This is a genomic window from Paracoccus sp. J39, from assembly GCF_000518925.1.
Classification (GTDB): domain Bacteria; phylum Pseudomonadota; class Alphaproteobacteria; order Rhodobacterales; family Rhodobacteraceae; genus Paracoccus.
Map to the genome: position 1 here is coordinate 168,722 of NZ_JAEN01000004.1, position 16,566 is coordinate 185,287.

Sequence of the window (16,566 nt, forward strand, 5' to 3'; positions counted from 1 at the left end):
GTTGGCACTCGGCTCCGGTGAGTGCCAATGACGCCCATCTAGGCGCGTGCGCGCGGGCTGTCAACGGTCCGCGATCGGGAAATTTCATCGCGAAATCCGCTTGACGCGCTTTCTGCGCCGCGGCTAGGCCGAAGGGGAAGCAGCGCGGGCGGAACTGATGGTGGAACGGCGTCTGAAGGCCCTTGTCATTGCCGAGGCGGCGAACCCCGAATGGGTCTCGGTCCCGCTGGTCGGCTGGTCGCTGGCCCATGCGCTGCGCGCGGTGGCCGATGTCCATATCGTCACCCAGGTCCGCAACCGCGAGGCGATCCTGCGCGCCGGCCTGGTCGAGGGGCGCGACTTCACCGCCATCGACAGCGAGAAGCTGGCCGCGCCGATGTGGCGGCTGGCCGAGCGGCTCAGCATGGGCAAGGGCGTGGGCTGGACCATGAAGACCGCGGTCTCGACCCTGGGCTACGGCTATTTCGAGCGGCTGGTCTGGCGCGCCTTCGGCGAGCGGATCCGCGCCGGCGCATATGACGTCGTGCATCGGGTGACGCCGCTGACGCCCACAGCGAACAGCCGCATCGCGCCGCTCTGCGCCCGCGCCGGCGTGCCTTTCGTGCTGGGACCGCTGAACGGCGGCGTCCCCTGGCCCCGGGGCTTCGACAGCGAGCGGCGGCGGGAAAAGGAATGGCTGTCCTATGTGCGCGGCGCCTACAAGGCGCTGCCGGGCAGGGGGGCGATGCTGCGCCATGCCGCGGCGATCATCTGCGGCTCGATGCACACCCTGGGCGAGATCCCGGCGCGATACCGCCACAAGACCGTCTGGCTGCCCGAGAACGCCATCGATCCCGCGCGCTTCAGCCTGACCGCGCCCCAGCCCGGGACCCTGCCGCTGCGCGGCTGCTTCATCGGCCGCCTCGTGCCCTACAAGGGGGCCGACATGGCGGTCGAGGCGGCGCTGCCGCTGCTGCGCGCCGGGCAGCTGACGCTGGATATCGTCGGCGACGGGCCGCAGGGCGACAGCCTGCGCGCGATGGTGGCGCGCGAGGGGGTGGAGCAGGCGGTCCGGTTCCACGGCTGGCTGCCGCACGAGCAGGTGCAGGGCGTCGCGTCGCAGGCGCAGTTGTTGGTCTTTCCCTCGGTGCGGGAATTCGGCGGCGGGGTGGTGCTGGAGGCGATGGCGCTCGGCGTGGTGCCGGTGGTCGCGGATTACGCCGGGCCGGGCGAGCTGGTCGATCAGGCGACCGGCTTTCGCATTCCCATGGGCAGCCGGGCCGAGCTGGTGGCGGGACTGCGCGCGCGGCTCGAGGCCATCGCCGCCGATCCGGCGGTGCTGCCGGGGATGGCGGCGGCGGCGCAGGCCCGCGTCATGCGCGATTTCACCTGGTCCGCCAAGGCCGCGCAGGTCGAGCGCATCTGGCGCGCGGTGGCCGCCGGGGCGCCGCCGCCGCAGGAACTGCCGCTGCCCGGCTAGGCTGGCGCCGCCAGCGCGCCCGTGCCATGCTGCCCGCCACATGTCGATGCTGCTGGAACCGAACCGATGCGCCTCAAGCCGATCCTGACCGCCCTGCTTGCCGCCGCCGCCCTGGCCCTGCCCGCGGCGGCGCAGGACTGCGTGGGGCAGAACCTCTTCGAGCGCATGACGCCGGAACGGCGGGCCGAGCTGGACGCCGCGGCCGAGGGCGTGCCCTATCGCCACGGCCTGTTCTGGCGCGCCGAGAAGGGCGACCGGCGGGTCACGCTGCTGGGCACCTATCACTTCGCCGATCCGCGCCATGACCTGACCATGCGGCATTTCGGCCCCGAGATCGACGCGGCCGCCCTGCTGCTGGTCGAGGCCGGCCCCGAGGAAGAGGCGCGGCTGGCCGAGGCCATGACCTCGGACCCGTCCCTGCTGGTCGATCCCGAGGGGCCGACCCTGCCCGAGCGGCTGACGGAGGCGGAATGGAAATCGCTTGCCGCGGCGCTCGAGGCGCGGGGCCTGCCCGCGGTCATCGCCAGCCGGCTGCGGCCCTGGTATGTGGCGGTGATGCTGGGCGTCTCGCCCTGCATGATGCGGGTGATCGAGGAAAAGGGCGATCCCGGCGGCCTGGATCACCTTCTGGTCGGGCGGGCCGAGGCCGCCGGCGTGCCGGTCCGGGCGCTGGAGCCCTGGGACACGGTCTTCACCCTTTTCGAGGGCATGACCCCCAAGGAGGAAGAGGACATGATCCGCGCCGCCATGCCCGCCGCGCAATATGCCGACGATTACGCGGTGACGCTGGCGGATACCTATTTCGCCGGCGACAGCTGGAAGATCTGGGAATTCGGCCGCTTCGACGCCTATGACCATTCCGGGCTGACCCGGGCCGAGATCGACGGGCAGATGCGGCTGGCGCAGGAAAAGCTGATGGACCAGCGGAACGAAAGCTGGATCGAACCCATTGAACAGGCAGCGGCCGAGGCGGCCGGGCAGGGCAAGGCCGTGGTCGTCGGCTTCGGCGCGCTGCACCTGCCGGGCGAGCATGGCGTGCTGCGATTGCTGGAAAACAGGGGCTGGACCATCAGCCCGATCACGGTGGAGGGGAAAGGCGATGGCGGATGAGCTCTGGCGCGAGGAACGCGAATTCTGGCTGGCGGGCGTGGCCGAGGCGGCGCGCAAGCTGGACGGGTCCTGCCTGATGGCCTTTGCGCCCACAGGCATCCTGAATCGCGCCGCGGCCGTCGCCGCCCTGCAATCCGCCCCGCGCTGGCAAGAGGTGACCATGGCCGAGCGCGCCAGCATCGAGACCGACGAGGTCTGCGTGCTGGCCTATCACGCCACCGCCCGCCGCGCCGGGGCCGAGACCTATCGCGCGCTCTGCACCACGACCTGGATCCGCCGCGCCGGCGACTGGCGCATCCTTCAGCACCAGCAGACCCGGGTCTGATGCTGCAGGACCTGCGCAGGCATCTGCGCTTCCTGCTCAGCTTCGCGCTTGGCCTGGCGGCCGGGCTGGCCTTCTACCGGCTGCAGGCCGTGGACCGGCTGCTGATCTTCTCGGTGCTGTTCTGCGCTGCCTATCTGGCGCTGACCGGGCTGCTGATGCGCGGCATCGGCGCCGAGGAGCTGCGCCGGCAGGCCGACCGCGACGACGAGGGCATGGTGCTGATCGTGCCGCTGGCGGGCGGCGCGGTGGCGATCAGCCTGGCCGCCATCCTGCTGACGATCCGCGACCCTCATGCCGGGATCGCGCTGCGCCCGGTGCTGGCCCTGGCCTCGGTGCCGCTGGGCTGGGCGATGATCCACACCGTCATGGCCTTCCACTATGCCAGCCTGTGGTATGCGCGCGGGCCGGACGGGACCGAGGCGCGGGGACTGGGCTTTCCCGGCCTTGTCCATGGCGGCGGGGATGCGGGGATCTGGGATTTCCTCTATTACAGCTTCACGCTGGGCATGGCGGCCCAGACCGCCGACGTGACGGCGCAGAGCACGCGGATGCGGCGGGTGACGCTGTTCCATTCCGCCTTCTCGTTCTTCTACAACACGGTGCTGCTGGCGCTGGCGGTGAACGCGGCGGTCTCGCTGGGTTGATAGACATTGCCGGGCCGCGCCCCTATAACGCCGGCGAATTTTCCGCCCAAGCTTCAGGGGATCCCCATGATCAAGGTTTTCGGCCACAAGGCCCCCGACACCGATTCGACCGGCTCGCCCATCATCTGGGCCTGGTATCTGTCCGAGGTGCGCAAGACCCCGGCCAAACCCGTGCTGCAGGGCGAGCCGAACACCGAAGCCGCCTGGATGCTGGCGAAATGGGGCCTCGACAAGCCCGAGATCATCGCGGATGTGGCGCCGGGCGAGCAATGCGTGGTGGTGGACACCAACAACCCCGCCGAGCTGCCCGATTCGCTGGCCGAGGCCGATGTGATCGAGATCATCGACCACCATCTGCTGGCCGGCGGTATCAAGACCCGCCTGCCGATCAACATCACCATCCGGCCGCTGGCCTGCACCGCGACGATCATGCACGACCTGATCGGCGACGAGGACCTGGCCCGCGCGCCCCGCGCCGTCAAGGGCGCCATGCTGACCTGCATCCTGTCGGACACGCTGGAATTCCGCAGCCCGACCACCACCCCGCATGACCGCTTCGTGGCCGAGAAGCTGGCGAAGGACCTGGGCGTCTCGATCCCCGACTATGCCGCCGAGATGTTCGCGGCCAAGTCCGACGTCTCGGCCTTTACCGAGGAGGCGCTGCTGCGCATGGACAGCAAGGAATACGCGCTCGGCGGCAAGCAGCTGCGCGTCTCGGTGCTGGAGACCACGGCGCCGCAGGTCCTGCTGGACCGCAAGGACGCGCTGATCGCCGCCATGCCCGCCGTGGCCGCCGCCGACGGCGCCGACGAGGTGCTGCTGTTCATCGTCGACATCCTGAACGAGGAAGCCACACTGCTGGTGCCGAACGACTTCGTGAAGCAGGTCGCCGAGAAAAGCTTCAACGCTGCCGTCTCGGGCGACACGGTGGTGCTGCCCGGCATCATGTCGCGCAAGAAGCAGATCATCCCGGCGCTGGCCGTCTGACCCGAAGGGCCCTTCCATGACGCAGATCATCCGCGCGCTCGACGAGATCGCGCTGAACTACGACGTGCTGTTCTGTGACCTCTGGGGTTGCCTGCACAACGGCGTTGCGGCCTTTCCCGCCGCCGTCGCCGCGCTGCAGGGCTTCCGCGCGAATGGCGGGCGGGTGGTGCTGCTGACCAATGCGCCGCGGCCGCAGAAATACGTGGCCGCGCAGCTCGACCGCATGGGCGTGCCGCGCGATGCCTGGGACGCCATCGTCAGCTCGGGCGACGCGGCGCAGGATGCGATGTTCGCCGGTGCCGTCGGCCGCCGTGTCTGGGCCATCGCCCAGCCCAAGGACGAGGGCTTCTTTGCCGATATCCCCGAGGAATGGCGTGACGCCCCGCCGATCGCCCGCGTGCCTCTGGAAGAGGCCGAGGGCATCGTCTGCTGCGGGTTGTTCGACGACCTGACCGAAGTGCCCGAGGATTACCGCGGCCGGCTGATGCTGGCGCGCGAACGCGGGCTGAAGCTGCTTTGCGCCAATCCCGATGTGGTGGTGGACATGGGCGAAAAGCGGCTTTACTGCGCCGGGGCGCTGGCCGAGCTTTACGAGGATCTGGGCGGCACGTCGCTTTATTTCGGCAAGCCGCATCCGCCGATCTACGACCTGGCGCGCCGCCGGCTGGGGCTGGAGGACAATGCCCGCATCCTGGCCATCGGCGACGGCATCGCCACCGACATCGCCGGCGCCGCGGGCGAGGGGCTGGATGCGCTGTTCGTGACCGGGGGCCTCGGCTTCGACCAGTTCGGCCCGGATGTCGAGAATCCCGACCCGGCCCGGCTTGCCGAATGGCTGGCGCTGCGCTCGCAGGATCCGGCCTACAGCATCGGCCGGCTGCGCTGAACGGTTCGGTAACAATCAGTCTTTCGGGCTGGCCACTGTGTTATTTTGTTGCGCGACGGTGTTTTTGCTGCTATGCAGCATGGAGCCACTCATCGGGAGCACTGAATGATGCTGGACAACCTGCCGCGCGGCACGATCGTCATCGAGGATCTCGAGGTCGGGATGATGCGCTACCTGCAGAAGGTAGTGACCGACGAGGATATCGAGATGTTCGCCAAGGTCTCGACCGACCGCAATCCGGTGCATCTGGACGAGGCCTATGCGCAGGACACCATCTTCGAGGGCCGCATCGCCCATGGCATGCTGACGGCCGGGCTGATCTCGGCGGTGATCGGCGAGCAGCTGCCCGGCCATGGCACGGTCTATCTGGGCCAGACGCTGAAATTCATGGCCCCGGTGCGGCCGGGTGATCTGGTGCGCGCCGAGGTCACGGTCGAGGCGATCGACCATACAAAGCGCCGCGTGACCCTTGCAACCCGCTGCCTTGTCGGTGATACGGTCGTCCTGAAAGGTGAGGCCGTCGTCCTGGCGCCAAGCCGTAAATTCGACTGACAGGGCCGGCCTTCGGCCCATCGGGGGCCCGATTGCGCATCCATCACGACTGGAAAGCTCTGCCGCTCGATGCCCGCGGGGCCACCGTCGCCATGGGCAATTTCGACGGCGTCCATCTTGGCCATCGCTCGGTGATCGACGCGGCGCGGGCCGCCTGCGACGCGCCCCTGGGCGTCATCACCTTCGAGCCGCATCCGCGCGAGTTCTTCGCGCCCGAAGGCCCCGCCTTCCGGCTGATGAACGCGGAATCGCGGGCGAACCGGCTGGCGCGGCTGGGCGTGGACCATCTTTACGAACTGCCCTTCGACGCGGTGCTGGCCGGGCTTTCGCCCGAGGGCTTCGCGCGCGAGGTGCTGGTCGACGGGCTGGGCGTGCGCCATATCACCGTGGGCGCGGATTTCTGCTTCGGCCGCAAGCGTTCCGGCAATGCGCAGGTCCTGGCGCGGCTGGGGCGCGAGCTGGGATTCGGCGTCACCGTCGCGCCGCTGGTCGGCAATGGCGAGGTGGAATACAGCTCGACCGCGATCCGCAAGGCGCTGGCCGAGGGCCGCACCCGCGAGGCCGAGCGCATGCTGGGCCATTGGCACCGCATCGACGGCGAGGTGCTGCACGGCGACAAGCGCGGCCGCGACCTGGGCTATCCGACCGCGAACATGGCGGTGGAGGGGCTGCACCTGCCGGCACTGGGCATCTATGCCGTCCTGGTCGATGTGCTGACCGGGCCGGACCGCGGCAGCTATAAGGGCGTGGCCAGCCTCGGCGTGCGGCCGATGTTCGGCGAGAACCGGCCCAATCTGGAAGTGCATATCTTCGATTTCGCCGCCGATCTCTATGGTCAGCACCTTTCGGTGGCGCTGGTCGAATATCTGCGCCCCGAGGCGAAGTTCGACGGCCTGCCGGCGCTGATCGCGCAGATGGACCGCGACAGCGCCCAGGCGCGCGAGATCCTGGCGACCCGCTGATGCGCCCCCGGTTCTGGGAGCTGCCGCTGGCCAGCCTCGACCAGCAGGAATGGGAGGCGCTTTGCGACGGCTGCGGCAAGTGCTGCCTCAACAAGATCGAATACGAGGATACCGGCGAGCTGGCCTTTACCCGCGTCGCCTGCCGGTTGCTCGACGGCCAGTCCTGCCAATGCATGAGCTATGCCAACCGCCATGATTTCGTCCCCGATTGCGTGGTCCTGACCCCGAAGAAGCTCAAGGATATCGCCTGGTGGCTGCCTTCGACCTGCGCCTACAGGTTGCGTGCCGAGGGCAAGCCGCTCTACGACTGGCACTACCTGATTTCGGGGGATCGCGAATCGGTGCACCGCGCCGGCGCCTCGGTGCGCGGCTGGACCGTCAGCGAGCTTACGGTGACCGAGGACGACTGGGACGAGTATATCATCGAGGATCTGGCATGAACTTTGCCTCGGACAATGCGGGGGGCGTGCATCCCCGCATCATGGCGGCGCTGGCGGCCGCAAATGAAGGCCATCTGCCCTCCTATGGCGGCGACAGCGTCACCCGCGCGGCGCAGGACCGCGTGCGCGAGCTGTTCGACGCGCCCGAGGCGGCGGTGCATTTCGTGCCCACCGGCACCGCGGCCAATGCGCTGGCGCTGTCGCTGCTCTCGCCCGGCAGGGGCAAGATCTTCTGCCATGCCGACGCGCATGTGCAGACCAGCGAGGCCGGGGCGCCGGAATTCTTCACCGCCGGCGCGAAGCTGGTCCCGGTGCCCGGCACCGGCGGCAAGATCACCCCCGAGGCGCTGGCCGAGGCGCTGCACGTCCACGGCCGCGACGCCGTCCATGTCGGGCGCAACGCGGCGCTGACCCTGACCAACGCCACCGAATGGGGCACGGTCTACGGCCCGGACGAGGTCGCGGCGCTGGCGGGGCTGGCGCGCGAACACGGGCTGGGCGTGCATATGGACGGGGCGCGCTTCGCCAATGCACTGGCCAGCCTCGACGTCTCGCCCGCCGACCTGACCTGGCGGGCGGGGGTCGACATCCTGTCGCTGGGCGGCACCAAGAACGGCTGCATGGGCGTCGAGACGGTGGTGATCTTCGATCCGGCGCTTTCCGAGGAGTTCGCGTTCCGCCGCAAGCGCGCCGGGGCGCTGATCTCGAAGCACCGCTTCCTTTCGGCGCAGGTCCTGGCCTGGCTTGAGGGTGAGCTGTGGCTGCAGCTGGCGCGACATGCCAATGCCATGGCGCATGAGCTGGCGCTGGGTCTGGCGCGGCTGCCGGGGGTGCGCATCGATCAGCGCGTCGAATCGAACGCGGTCTTTGCCACCATCCCGCGCGAATTGCATGGCCGGGCCTGCGCCAGCGGCATCTGCTATCACCTCTGGCCGCATACCCAGGATGCCGAGGGCGAGGAGCCGGTCTCGATCCGGCTGGTCTGCGGCTGGGACACGCGGCTGGACGACGTGACCGCGGCCCTGCGGGCGCTGGCCTAGAGCAGCGCCGCCTTCAGCAGCGCCAGCGCGTGCTCGACCGTGGCGGCGCGCACCGCGGCGCGGCCGCGCGGGCCGAATTCCACCGTTTCCGTCCGCACGCCGCCCGCATCGGCAAGGCCGAAGCAGACCCGGCCCTCGGGCTTGTGTTCCGACCCGCCCGGCCCGGCAATGCCGGTGACGGCGACCGCGACGCCGGCCTGCGAGCGCGCCAGCGCGCCTTGGGCCATCTCGGCGGCGATCTCCTCGCTGACCGCGCCATGCGCCTCCAGCGTCTCGGGGCGGATGCCCAGCATCTCGATCTTGGCGGCGTTGGAATAGGTGACGAAGCCCCGGTCCACCGCATCCGACGAGCCCGGCACATCGGTCAGCCGCCCGGCGATCAGCCCGCCGGTGCAGCTTTCCGCCGTGGCGATCATCACCCCGCGCTTGCGTGCCAGATCAAGGATTTCCGCGGGATCGGTCACGACAGCATCGGCTCCAGCAGCGCATGGTAAAGCCCGGCCAGCATGACCGAGACCAGCCCGGCGAACAACCCGGCCCAAAGGTCGTCCAGCATCACCCCCGCCGCGCCGCCGCGCCGGTCGGCCCGGCCCACCAGCCAGGGTTTCCAGATGTCGAAGAGCCGGAACAGCAGGAAGGGCGCGACGAAACCGGGCCAGGCATCCAGGATCGAAACGCCGTGCCGCGCCAGCGGGATCACCGTGAAGCTCATGGCCAGCCATTGGCCCGCGACCTCATCGATGACGATCCAGGACGGATCCTTGTCGGCGCTGCCCTCCAGCACCCGCGGCACCGCCCAGAAGCCCAAGAGCACCGCCAGCACCACGCCCGCCGGCACCAGCCAGGGGCTGAGCCATTCATGGGCCGCCACCCCCAGCGCCACGGCCGCTGCCGAGCCCCAGGTGCCCGGCGCGGGGCGCAGGTGGCCGATGCCGAAGAAGCTCGCGATCATCCGTTCCATCGTCATCCCCCGACCAGCGTGGCGGTGGCGATGGCGGCGATGCCTTCCTCGCGCCCGGTAAAGCCCAGCCGTTCCGAAGTGGTGGCCTTGACGCTGACCCGGTCGGGCTCGACGCCGATGATTTCGGACAGGCGCAGCGCCATGGCGCCGGCATGCGGGCCGACCTTGGGCCGCTCGCAGATCAGCGTCACGTCGGCATTCGAGATCTCATAGCCCATCTGCCGGGCCAGCATCGCGGCGTGGCGCAGGAAGATGTGGCTTTCCGCGCCCTTCCATTGCGGGTCCGAGGGCGGGAAATGCCGGCCGATATCGCCCTGCGCCAGCGCGCCATAAAGCGCGTCGGTCAGGGCATGCATCCCCACATCGGCATCGGAATGGCCCAAGAGCGCCTTGTCATGGGGGATCTTCACCCCGCAAAGCCAGACATGGTCGCCTTCGGTAAAGGCGTGCACGTCGAAACCGTTGCCAAGCCGGATGTCCATCGCGTCCCCCAGGATACGCTCGGCCCGGGCGAAATCGCCGGGCCAGGTCAGTTTCAGATTGTCCTCGTCGCCCGGCGTCACGGCGACGGGCAGGCCGGCGCGGATCGCCAGTTCCACGTCATCCGCCGCGCCCCCGGGATGGGCGCGATGCGCGGCCAGGATGGCGTCCAGCGCGAAACCCTGCGGGGTCTGGGCGCGAAACAGCCCCTCGCGGCTGGCGGTGGCGGCGACGCGCCCGTCCTCGGCCCGCCAGAGCGCATCGGTGACCGGCAGGGCGGGGGCGGCGGCGGGGCTGCCCGCCTCCAGCGCCTCGATGACGCCGGCGATCACGCGGGGCGAGACCAGCGGCCGGGCGCCGTCATGGATCAGCACATGGGTGACGCCGCTGCCCTCCAGGCTCTCCAGCGCCGCGCGCACGCTGTCGCTGCGCGTGGCGCCGCCCGCGACCAGCACGACCGGGCCGGCAAGCTCGGCCACGCCGCGCGCCATGTCCTCGGGCGCCAGCGTCACCACGATGCGCGGGAAGCCGGCAAAGGCGGCGATGCTGCGCTCCAGCACGGTTTGCCCGGCAAGGGGGCGCCATTGCTTGGGCGGGCCGTCTCCGGCGCGGGTGCCGCGGCCGGCGGCGGTGATGATGGCGGCATATGTGGCGGGTATCGTCATGGCCGCCAGATTTAGGTCAGCCGCCGCCCCGAGGCAATCGCCGCAAGGCAGGCGTTTCGTCGCGGCCAAAAGACGCAGCCGGCAGTAGCCCATGGCGCGGCTTCTGCGTATAAGGACGCGAGCCTGCCATTCTGCCAAGGACCCCTGCCATGACCGACCCCGCCATCGCCGACCTTTCCAAGGATGCCGCCGCCCGTGCCGCCGTGGCGCTGGTCGAGCCGGGGATGCGGCTGGGCCTGGGCACCGGCTCGACCGCCGCGATCTTCGTGCGCCGCCTCGCGCAGCGGGTCAGGGAGGAAGGCTTCGAGCTGCGCTGCGCCGCGACCTCGAAGGCGACGGCCGAACTGGCGGGTGCGCTGGGGCTGAAGGTCGAGGAGCTGGACGATATCGGCTGGCTGGACCTGACCATCGACGGCGCCGACGAGGTGGACCCGGACCTGAACCTGATCAAGGGCGGCGGGGCGGCGCATCTGCGCGAAAAGATCGTCGCCACCGCTTCGGACCGCATGGTGGTCATCGCCGACCAGGGCAAGGTGGTGGACCGGCTGGGCGCCTTTCACCTGCCGGTCGAGGTGATTCCCTTCGGCTGGCAGGCCACGAAGACGCTGATCCAGCGGGCGCTGGACCGGCTGGACCTGACCCGGCGCCCGATCCTGCTGCGCAAGCGCGGCGAGCAGACGCTGCTGACCGACGAGGGCAACCTGATCCTGGACCTGGCGCTGGAATCCATCCCGGACGCCGAGGAACTGGCGGCCGAGCTGTCCTCCATCGCCGGGGTGGTTGAACACGGGCTTTTCCTGAATATCTGCGAGCTTGCGATCATCGGCTGCCCGGACGGCTCGGTGGTGGAACTGCGGCGCGAGGACATGGCATGAAATTCGACTACGACCTTTTCGTCATCGGCGGCGGCTCGGGCGGGGTGCGCGCGGCGCGGATCGCGGCCAGCGAATACGGCGCCCGCGTCGGCCTGGCCGAGGAAAGCCGCATGGGCGGCACCTGCGTCATCCGCGGCTGCGTGCCCAAGAAGCTGATGATCTTCGCCTCGCAGGCCGGGGCGGCCGCGGCCGAATCGCGCGGCTATGGCTGGCAGGGCGCCAGCGAGGGCCGCTTCGACTGGGCCGAGTTCCACGGCAAGCTCGGGCGCGAGCTCGACCGGCTGGAGGGCGCCTATACCTCGGGGCTGGTCAATGCCGGGGTCGATGTGCATATCCAGCGCGCCCGGCTGCACGACGCCCATACGGTCGAGCTGGCGGACGGCCAGCGCCTGACGGCCAAGCATATCCTGATCGCGGTCGGCGGCCGGCCGCAGCGCCCCGACATTCCGGGCAAGGAGCTGGGGCTGATCTCGGACGACCTGTTCACGATGGAAGATCTGCCGGGCCGGATGCTGGTGGTGGGCGGCGGCTTCATCGCCTGCGAATTCGCCACCATCCTGCAGGGCCTCGGCTGCGCCACCGCGCTGGCCTATCGCGGCGATGCGGTGCTGCGCGGCTTCGATGCCGAGATGCGCCGCCATGTCACCGAGCAGCTGCGCGCCATCGGCGTCGATGTGCGGCTGAACACCAATCCGGTGCGGCTGGACCGCGAGGGGGCGGCCATCCGCGCCACCTTCGAGGACGACAGCAGCGAGATCTTCGACGCGGTGATGTTTGCCACCGGCCGCGCGCCCTATACCAAGGGGCTGGGGCTCGAGGAGGCGGGCGTCCGGCTGGGCCGCAAGGGCGAGGTCCTGGTGGACGAATGGTCGCAAAGCTCGGTGCCGTCGATCTATGCCGTCGGCGACGTGACCGACCGGGTGAACCTGACCCCGGTGGCGATCCGCGAGGGGCACAGTTTCGCCGACACGGTCTTCGGCGCCCGGCCCCGCAAGGTCGATCACCGGCTGGTGGCGGGGGCGGTCTATACCCGCCCGCATGAGCTGGCGACCATCGGCCTGACCGAGGAGGAGGCCGAGGCCTGCGGTCCCGCCGACATCTATGTCGCCAGCTTCCGGCCCATGCGCTCGCTTTTCGCCGGCTCGGATGCGCGGGCGGTGATGAAGCTGGTGGTGGATGCCGCAACCGACAAGGTGCTGGGCTGCCACATCTTCGGTCCCGAGGCGGGCGAGATGATCCAGATGGTCGCGGTGCCGATGGGCATGGGCGCCACCAAGGCCGATTTCGACGCCGCCATCGCCGTGCATCCGACCCTGGCCGAAGAGCTTGTGACCATGCGCAGGCCCACCCGCCGGGTCGGGGCGGCAAATCTGGACAAACCCGTCGCATCGGCTTGATTTTCCGGCCGAAGCCACCAGTTTCAACCACACGGACGTAAAGCGAGGCACGAGATTTATGGCAGGACAAGGCCCCTGGGGCGGCGGCGGAGATGATGGCAAGGGCGGCAGAGAGCCGCCGCAGGGGGGCGGCCAGCGTCCCTGGGGCGGGCCGGGGGGCGGCAAGGACGACCGTCCGCAGGGGCCGCGCCGGGGCGACCAGATCCCCGAGATCGAGGAACTGGTGCGCAAGGGCCAGGACCGTCTGCGGGTGCTGATGGGCGGCAAGGGGCCGGGCGGCGGCAATCGCGGCGGCGGTCCGCGCCGTCCGCAGGGCCCGCAATTCCAGATGAACCGCGGCACCTGGGGCATCGCGGCGCTTGCCGTGGTGGCGCTTTGGGCCTTTTCCAGCTTCTACACCGTCAAGCCCGAGGAACGCGCGGTCGAGCTGCTGTTCGGCAAGCCCGTCGGCACCGGCGAGCCGGGCCTCAACTTCGCGCCCTGGCCGGTCGTCACCGCCGAGGTGGTGCAGGTCTCGGGCGAACGGACCACGGAAATCGGCACCGGCCGCGCCGGGCCGATGGATTCGGGGCTGATGCTGACCCGCGACCAGAACATCGTGGACATGGCCTATCAGGTGGTCTGGAACATCTCGGACCCCGAGAAATTCCTGTTCAACCTCGCCGATCCCGAGGACACGATCCGCGCGGTTTCGGAATCGGCCATGCGCGACATCGTGGCGCGGTCCGAACTGGCGCCGATCCTGAACCGTGACCGTGGTGCCATCGCCGACGACCTCAAGCTGGCGGTGCAGAACACGCTGAACGCCTATGAGGCGGGGATCAACGTGCTGCGCGTCAACCTGGACCGCGCCGACCCCCCGCGCGAGGTGATCGACAGCTTCCGCGAGGTGCAGGCCGCCCAGCAGGAACGCGACCGGCTGGAGAAAGAGGCCGACGCCTATGCGAACCGCGTGCTGGCCAGCGCCCGGGGCGAGGCCGCCGCCGTGATCGAACGCGCCGAGGCCTATCGCGCCGAGGCGGTGAACACCGCCGAGGGCGAGGCCGCGCGCTTCAACTCGGTCTATGACGAATATGTGAAGGCGCCGGAGGTGACGCGCCGGCGGATGTATCTGGAAACGATGGAGAAGGTTCTGGGCGGGGTGAACAAGGTCATCCTCGACGGCGAGGCGGGGCCGGGCGTGGTGCCCTATCTGCCGCTGGATCAGTTGCGCAGCGGGGCGCCGGCTTCCGGCAACCGCAATACGGGCAACGCCAATTCGGGCAACACCAGCGGGGGGAACCAGTGATGAACCGTGCAATCTCGCTTCTGGCGCTGCCCTTCCTGGTCGTGGTGGCGGTCCTGGTCATCTCCTCGCTCTATATCGTCGATGTGCGTGAAAAGGCGCTCGTCCTGCGCTTCGGCGAAGTGGTCGACGTGCGCGAGGAGCCGGGCCTGGGCGTCAAGGTGCCCTTCCTCGACAATGTGGTGAAATACGACGCCCGCATCCTCGGCCTGCCGACCCCGCCGATGGAGGTCACGCCGCTGGACGACCGCCGTCTGGTGGTCGATGCCTTCGCGCGCTGGCAGATCACCGACGTGGTGCAGTTCCGCCGCGCGGTGGGTGCGGGCGGCATCGAATTCGCGCAGCGCCGGCTTGAGCCGATCGTGACCAATGCGATCCGGCAGGTGCTGGGCTCGGTGCCCTCGACCACGGTGCTGTCGGACGACCGGACGCCGCTGATGAATCGCATCCGCGACCTGTCGCGCGACGATGCCCGCGACCTGGGCATCCGCGTCATCGACGTGCGCCTGACCCGCACCGACCTGCCCGAGCAGAACCTGACCGCGACCTATGCCCGGATGCGTGCCGAGCGCGAGCGCGAGGCCGCCGACGAGATCGCCCGCGGTGGCGAGGCCGCGCAGCGCGTCCGCGCCGCCGCCGACCGCACCGTGGTCGAGCTGACCTCCGAGGCGCGGAAGCGCGCCGAGGTGGTGCGCGGCGAAGCCGATGCCCGCCGCAACGCCATCTACGCCGATGCCTTCGGCCGCGACCCCGAGTTCTTTGCCTTCACCCGCTCGATGACCTCCTATGAGCGGGCGCTGCGGGGCGAGAACAGCTCGCTGGTGATCCAGCCGCAGGGCGAGTTCTTCGACTACCTGCGCAACGACGGGGCCGACCGGGCCAATCCGGTGCCGGTGCCCCGGCCGGCCTCGACCCCCGCCGCGGACGAGGACGAAGCCGAGGCCGAGAGCTCGGGCGCGATCGCACCCGGCGAGGCCGTCGCCCCGACCGAGACCAATCGCGAGGGCGAGCCGCTGGGCGCCGGTGCCGGCGTGACGCTGACGCCGCTGCCGGAATCGCTGGCCGCGCCGCCGCAGGAGGATCCCGTGGTGCCTCCGGCGCCGCTTCCGGCGGATTGATCCGGACGCCGGCGCCGACGGAAGCCCGGCCGCAACAGGAAAGGCGGGACGCATCTGCGCCCCGCCTTTTTCCATGTTCCGCCGTTCTTGCGCCGGGGGCCGGTCAGGCCCCGGTCACTCCAGGCCGATCAGCTTGCTGTCCTGCCGCTGCTCTTCTTCGGCAAGCTCGCGCTGCCATTCCCGCCAGATCGAGACCAGCAGCGCCATCAGCACCGGGCCGACGAACAGCCCGACGATGCCCATGGTCTTGACCCCGCCGATCAGGCCGAAAAAGGTCGGCAGGAACGGCAGCTTGACCGGGCCGCCGACCAGAACCGGGCGGATGGTCTTGTCCACCACGAACAGCTCGCAGGTGCCCCAGACGAACAGCGCCGCCCCCTCGACGGGCGAGCCGCTGGCCACCAGATAGGCCGAGACCAGGGTGAAGGACAGCGGCGCGCCGCCCGGGATCAGCGCCATGAAGCCGGTGATCACCCCGAAGGTCACCGGCGAGGGCACGCCGGCCAGCCAATAGGCCACGCCCAGGATCACCCCCTCGCCGATGGCGATCAGGGTCATGCCCGTCACGGTCGAGCTGATCGTCGCGGGCACGACGCGCGACAGCCTGCTCCAGCGGTCGGGCAGGATGCGGCGGCCGACCTGGTCGATCTGCGCCACGATCTTGTCGCCGTCGCGATACAGCACGAACAGGGTAATCAGCATGAACAGCAAGGTCAGCGCCAGATGGAAGGCCAGCGTCCCCGCCGTCACCGCGCCGCGATAGATCGCCCCGATATTCGAGCCGCTGACCAGCTGCACGATCTCGCTGATGCCGCCGGGCCGGCCGATATAGGTCTGCCAGTTCTCGTCCAGCCAGTCGCCGACCTGCGGCAGCTCGACCATCCAGCCCGGCGTCGGCGCGCCCGAGCTGTTGACCACGATCGCCCAGTTGATCCAGTCGCGCAGCTCGCGGAAGGCATAGATCAGCGCCATGGCGATGGGGATCAGCAGGAAGCAGACCAGCACCAGCACCAGCACCGTCGCCGCCCCGGTGCGGCCCAGGTTCAGCTGGCGGGCGGCGCGCTCGCGCAGGGGCCAGCTGGCCAGCGCGATCACCATGGCCGCCAGCACCGGCACCAGGAAGCCGTGGAAGAAATAGATCGAGGCCGCCACGATGGCCAGCAGCAGCCAGCGCGCGGCCGAGATATTGGTCAGAAGCGGCGGCCGGTGCAGGCGCAGGCCGACCTGTTTCGGGCTTTGCCGCGAGGCGGCGGGATCGTTCAGTTCTGTCGCGGTCGTGGGTTTCGGCATTTCGCCCGTCGTCATGGTCCCGGTCCTGACTGCGGGCGGGTAGCGCCCGCCCTGCGGCAACGAGATAACATCTCGCCCCCGGCTGCAAGA

Annotated in this window: 18 protein-coding genes; 14 read left to right on the forward strand and 4 right to left on the reverse strand. The window is 69.8% G+C overall.

The features are described from left to right. Nucleotides 1-157: 157 nt before the first annotated feature. The 10 genes from L632_RS0105740 to L632_RS0105785 all read left to right on the forward strand — a co-directional run bounded on the left by L632_RS0105740 (nt 158) and on the right by L632_RS0105785 (nt 8,405). On the forward strand, nt 158-1,459 hold the full coding sequence (locus L632_RS0105740) for a glycosyltransferase family 4 protein (protein ID WP_028711310.1): 1,302 nt from the start codon (nt 158-160) through the stop codon (nt 1,457-1,459). 66 nt (nt 1,460-1,525) lie between these two features. After that, on the forward strand, nt 1,526-2,569 hold the full coding sequence (locus L632_RS0105745; RefSeq protein ID WP_028711309.1) for a TraB/GumN family protein: 1,044 nt from the start codon (nt 1,526-1,528) through the stop codon (nt 2,567-2,569). After that, the gene (locus L632_RS0105750; protein WP_028711308.1) at nt 2,559-2,894 is read left to right on the forward strand and encodes a DUF4440 domain-containing protein; all 336 of its coding nucleotides are present in this window, start codon (nt 2,559-2,561) and stop codon (nt 2,892-2,894) included. Before L632_RS0105745 ends, L632_RS0105750 begins: the two co-directional genes overlap by 11 nt. Further along, on the forward strand, nt 2,894-3,538 hold the full coding sequence (locus L632_RS0105755; protein WP_028711307.1) for a DUF1345 domain-containing protein: 645 nt from the start codon (nt 2,894-2,896) through the stop codon (nt 3,536-3,538). The genes L632_RS0105750 and L632_RS0105755 overlap by 1 nt, the downstream gene beginning before the upstream one ends. Before the next feature lie 66 nt (nt 3,539-3,604). After that, nucleotides 3,605-4,525 (forward strand): manganese-dependent inorganic pyrophosphatase, encoded by a 921-nt coding sequence (locus L632_RS0105760; protein ID WP_028711306.1) that lies wholly within the window; start codon nt 3,605-3,607, stop codon nt 4,523-4,525. A 16-nt stretch (nt 4,526-4,541) separates the two neighbouring features. Next, nucleotides 4,542-5,411, forward strand: coding sequence for a TIGR01459 family HAD-type hydrolase (locus L632_RS0105765; RefSeq protein WP_028716469.1), 870 nt, complete (start codon nt 4,542-4,544; stop codon nt 5,409-5,411). A 108-nt stretch (nt 5,412-5,519) separates the two neighbouring features. Then, nucleotides 5,520-5,963 carry a MaoC family dehydratase gene (locus L632_RS0105770; protein ID WP_028711304.1) on the forward strand — a complete coding sequence of 148 codons (444 nt, stop codon included), beginning with the start codon at nt 5,520-5,522 and terminating at the stop codon, nt 5,961-5,963. Between the two features lie 32 nt (nt 5,964-5,995). Continuing rightward, nucleotides 5,996-6,925, forward strand: a complete 930-nt coding sequence (locus tag L632_RS0105775; protein ID WP_028711303.1) for a bifunctional riboflavin kinase/FAD synthetase — start codon at nt 5,996-5,998, stop codon at nt 6,923-6,925. Continuing rightward, entirely contained in the window at nt 6,925-7,365 is a 441-nt protein-coding gene (locus L632_RS0105780) for a YcgN family cysteine cluster protein (protein WP_028711302.1), read from the forward strand. The genes L632_RS0105775 and L632_RS0105780 overlap by 1 nt, the downstream gene beginning before the upstream one ends. Beyond that, nucleotides 7,362-8,405 carry a low specificity L-threonine aldolase gene (locus L632_RS0105785; protein WP_028716470.1) on the forward strand — a complete coding sequence of 348 codons (1,044 nt, stop codon included), beginning with the start codon at nt 7,362-7,364 and terminating at the stop codon, nt 8,403-8,405. The genes L632_RS0105780 and L632_RS0105785 overlap by 4 nt, the downstream gene beginning before the upstream one ends. Here L632_RS0105785 and L632_RS0105790 read toward each other — a convergent pair. From L632_RS0105790 to L632_RS0105800, 3 genes are read right to left on the reverse strand one after another with little or no spacing between them, the layout of a single operon-like run. Then, the gene (locus L632_RS0105790; RefSeq protein ID WP_028711300.1) at nt 8,402-8,869 is read right to left on the reverse strand and encodes a CinA family protein; all 468 of its coding nucleotides are present in this window, start codon (nt 8,867-8,869) and stop codon (nt 8,402-8,404) included. The genes L632_RS0105785 and L632_RS0105790 overlap by 4 nt on opposite strands. After that, nucleotides 8,866-9,366, reverse strand: a complete 501-nt coding sequence (locus tag L632_RS0105795; protein WP_028716471.1) for a phosphatidylglycerophosphatase A — start codon at nt 9,364-9,366, stop codon at nt 8,866-8,868. The genes L632_RS0105790 and L632_RS0105795 overlap by 4 nt, the downstream gene beginning before the upstream one ends. A gap of 2 nt (nt 9,367-9,368) precedes the next feature. Further along, the gene (locus tag L632_RS0105800) at nt 9,369-10,511 is read right to left on the reverse strand and encodes a bifunctional 2-C-methyl-D-erythritol 4-phosphate cytidylyltransferase/2-C-methyl-D-erythritol 2,4-cyclodiphosphate synthase (protein WP_028711298.1); all 1,143 of its coding nucleotides are present in this window, start codon (nt 10,509-10,511) and stop codon (nt 9,369-9,371) included. A 149-nt stretch (nt 10,512-10,660) separates the two neighbouring features. Between L632_RS0105800 and rpiA the strand changes: the two genes are divergently transcribed. The 4 genes from rpiA to hflC are packed head-to-tail and all read left to right on the forward strand — an operon-like array spanning nt 10,661 to nt 15,186. After that, the gene (rpiA, locus tag L632_RS0105805; RefSeq protein WP_028711297.1) at nt 10,661-11,386 is read left to right on the forward strand and encodes a ribose-5-phosphate isomerase RpiA; all 726 of its coding nucleotides are present in this window, start codon (nt 10,661-10,663) and stop codon (nt 11,384-11,386) included. Then, the gene (gene gorA / locus L632_RS0105810) at nt 11,383-12,783 is read left to right on the forward strand and encodes a glutathione-disulfide reductase (protein ID WP_028711296.1); all 1,401 of its coding nucleotides are present in this window, start codon (nt 11,383-11,385) and stop codon (nt 12,781-12,783) included. The genes rpiA and gorA overlap by 4 nt, the downstream gene beginning before the upstream one ends. Before the next feature lie 58 nt (nt 12,784-12,841). Further along, a complete protein-coding gene (gene hflK / locus L632_RS0105815) occupies nt 12,842-14,071 on the forward strand; it encodes an FtsH protease activity modulator HflK (RefSeq protein WP_028711295.1) in 1,230 nt (409 codons plus the stop codon). Beyond that, complete coding sequence (gene hflC / locus L632_RS0105820) at nt 14,071-15,186, forward strand: protease modulator HflC (RefSeq protein ID WP_028711294.1); 1,116 nt, start codon at nt 14,071-14,073, stop codon at nt 15,184-15,186. The genes hflK and hflC overlap by 1 nt, the downstream gene beginning before the upstream one ends. A gap of 114 nt (nt 15,187-15,300) precedes the next feature. Here the strand turns inward: hflC and L632_RS0105825 are convergent, their stop codons facing one another. Beyond that, a complete protein-coding gene (locus tag L632_RS0105825; protein WP_028711293.1) occupies nt 15,301-16,491 on the reverse strand; it encodes an AI-2E family transporter in 1,191 nt (396 codons plus the stop codon). Between the last annotated feature and the right edge of the window lie 75 nt (nt 16,492-16,566).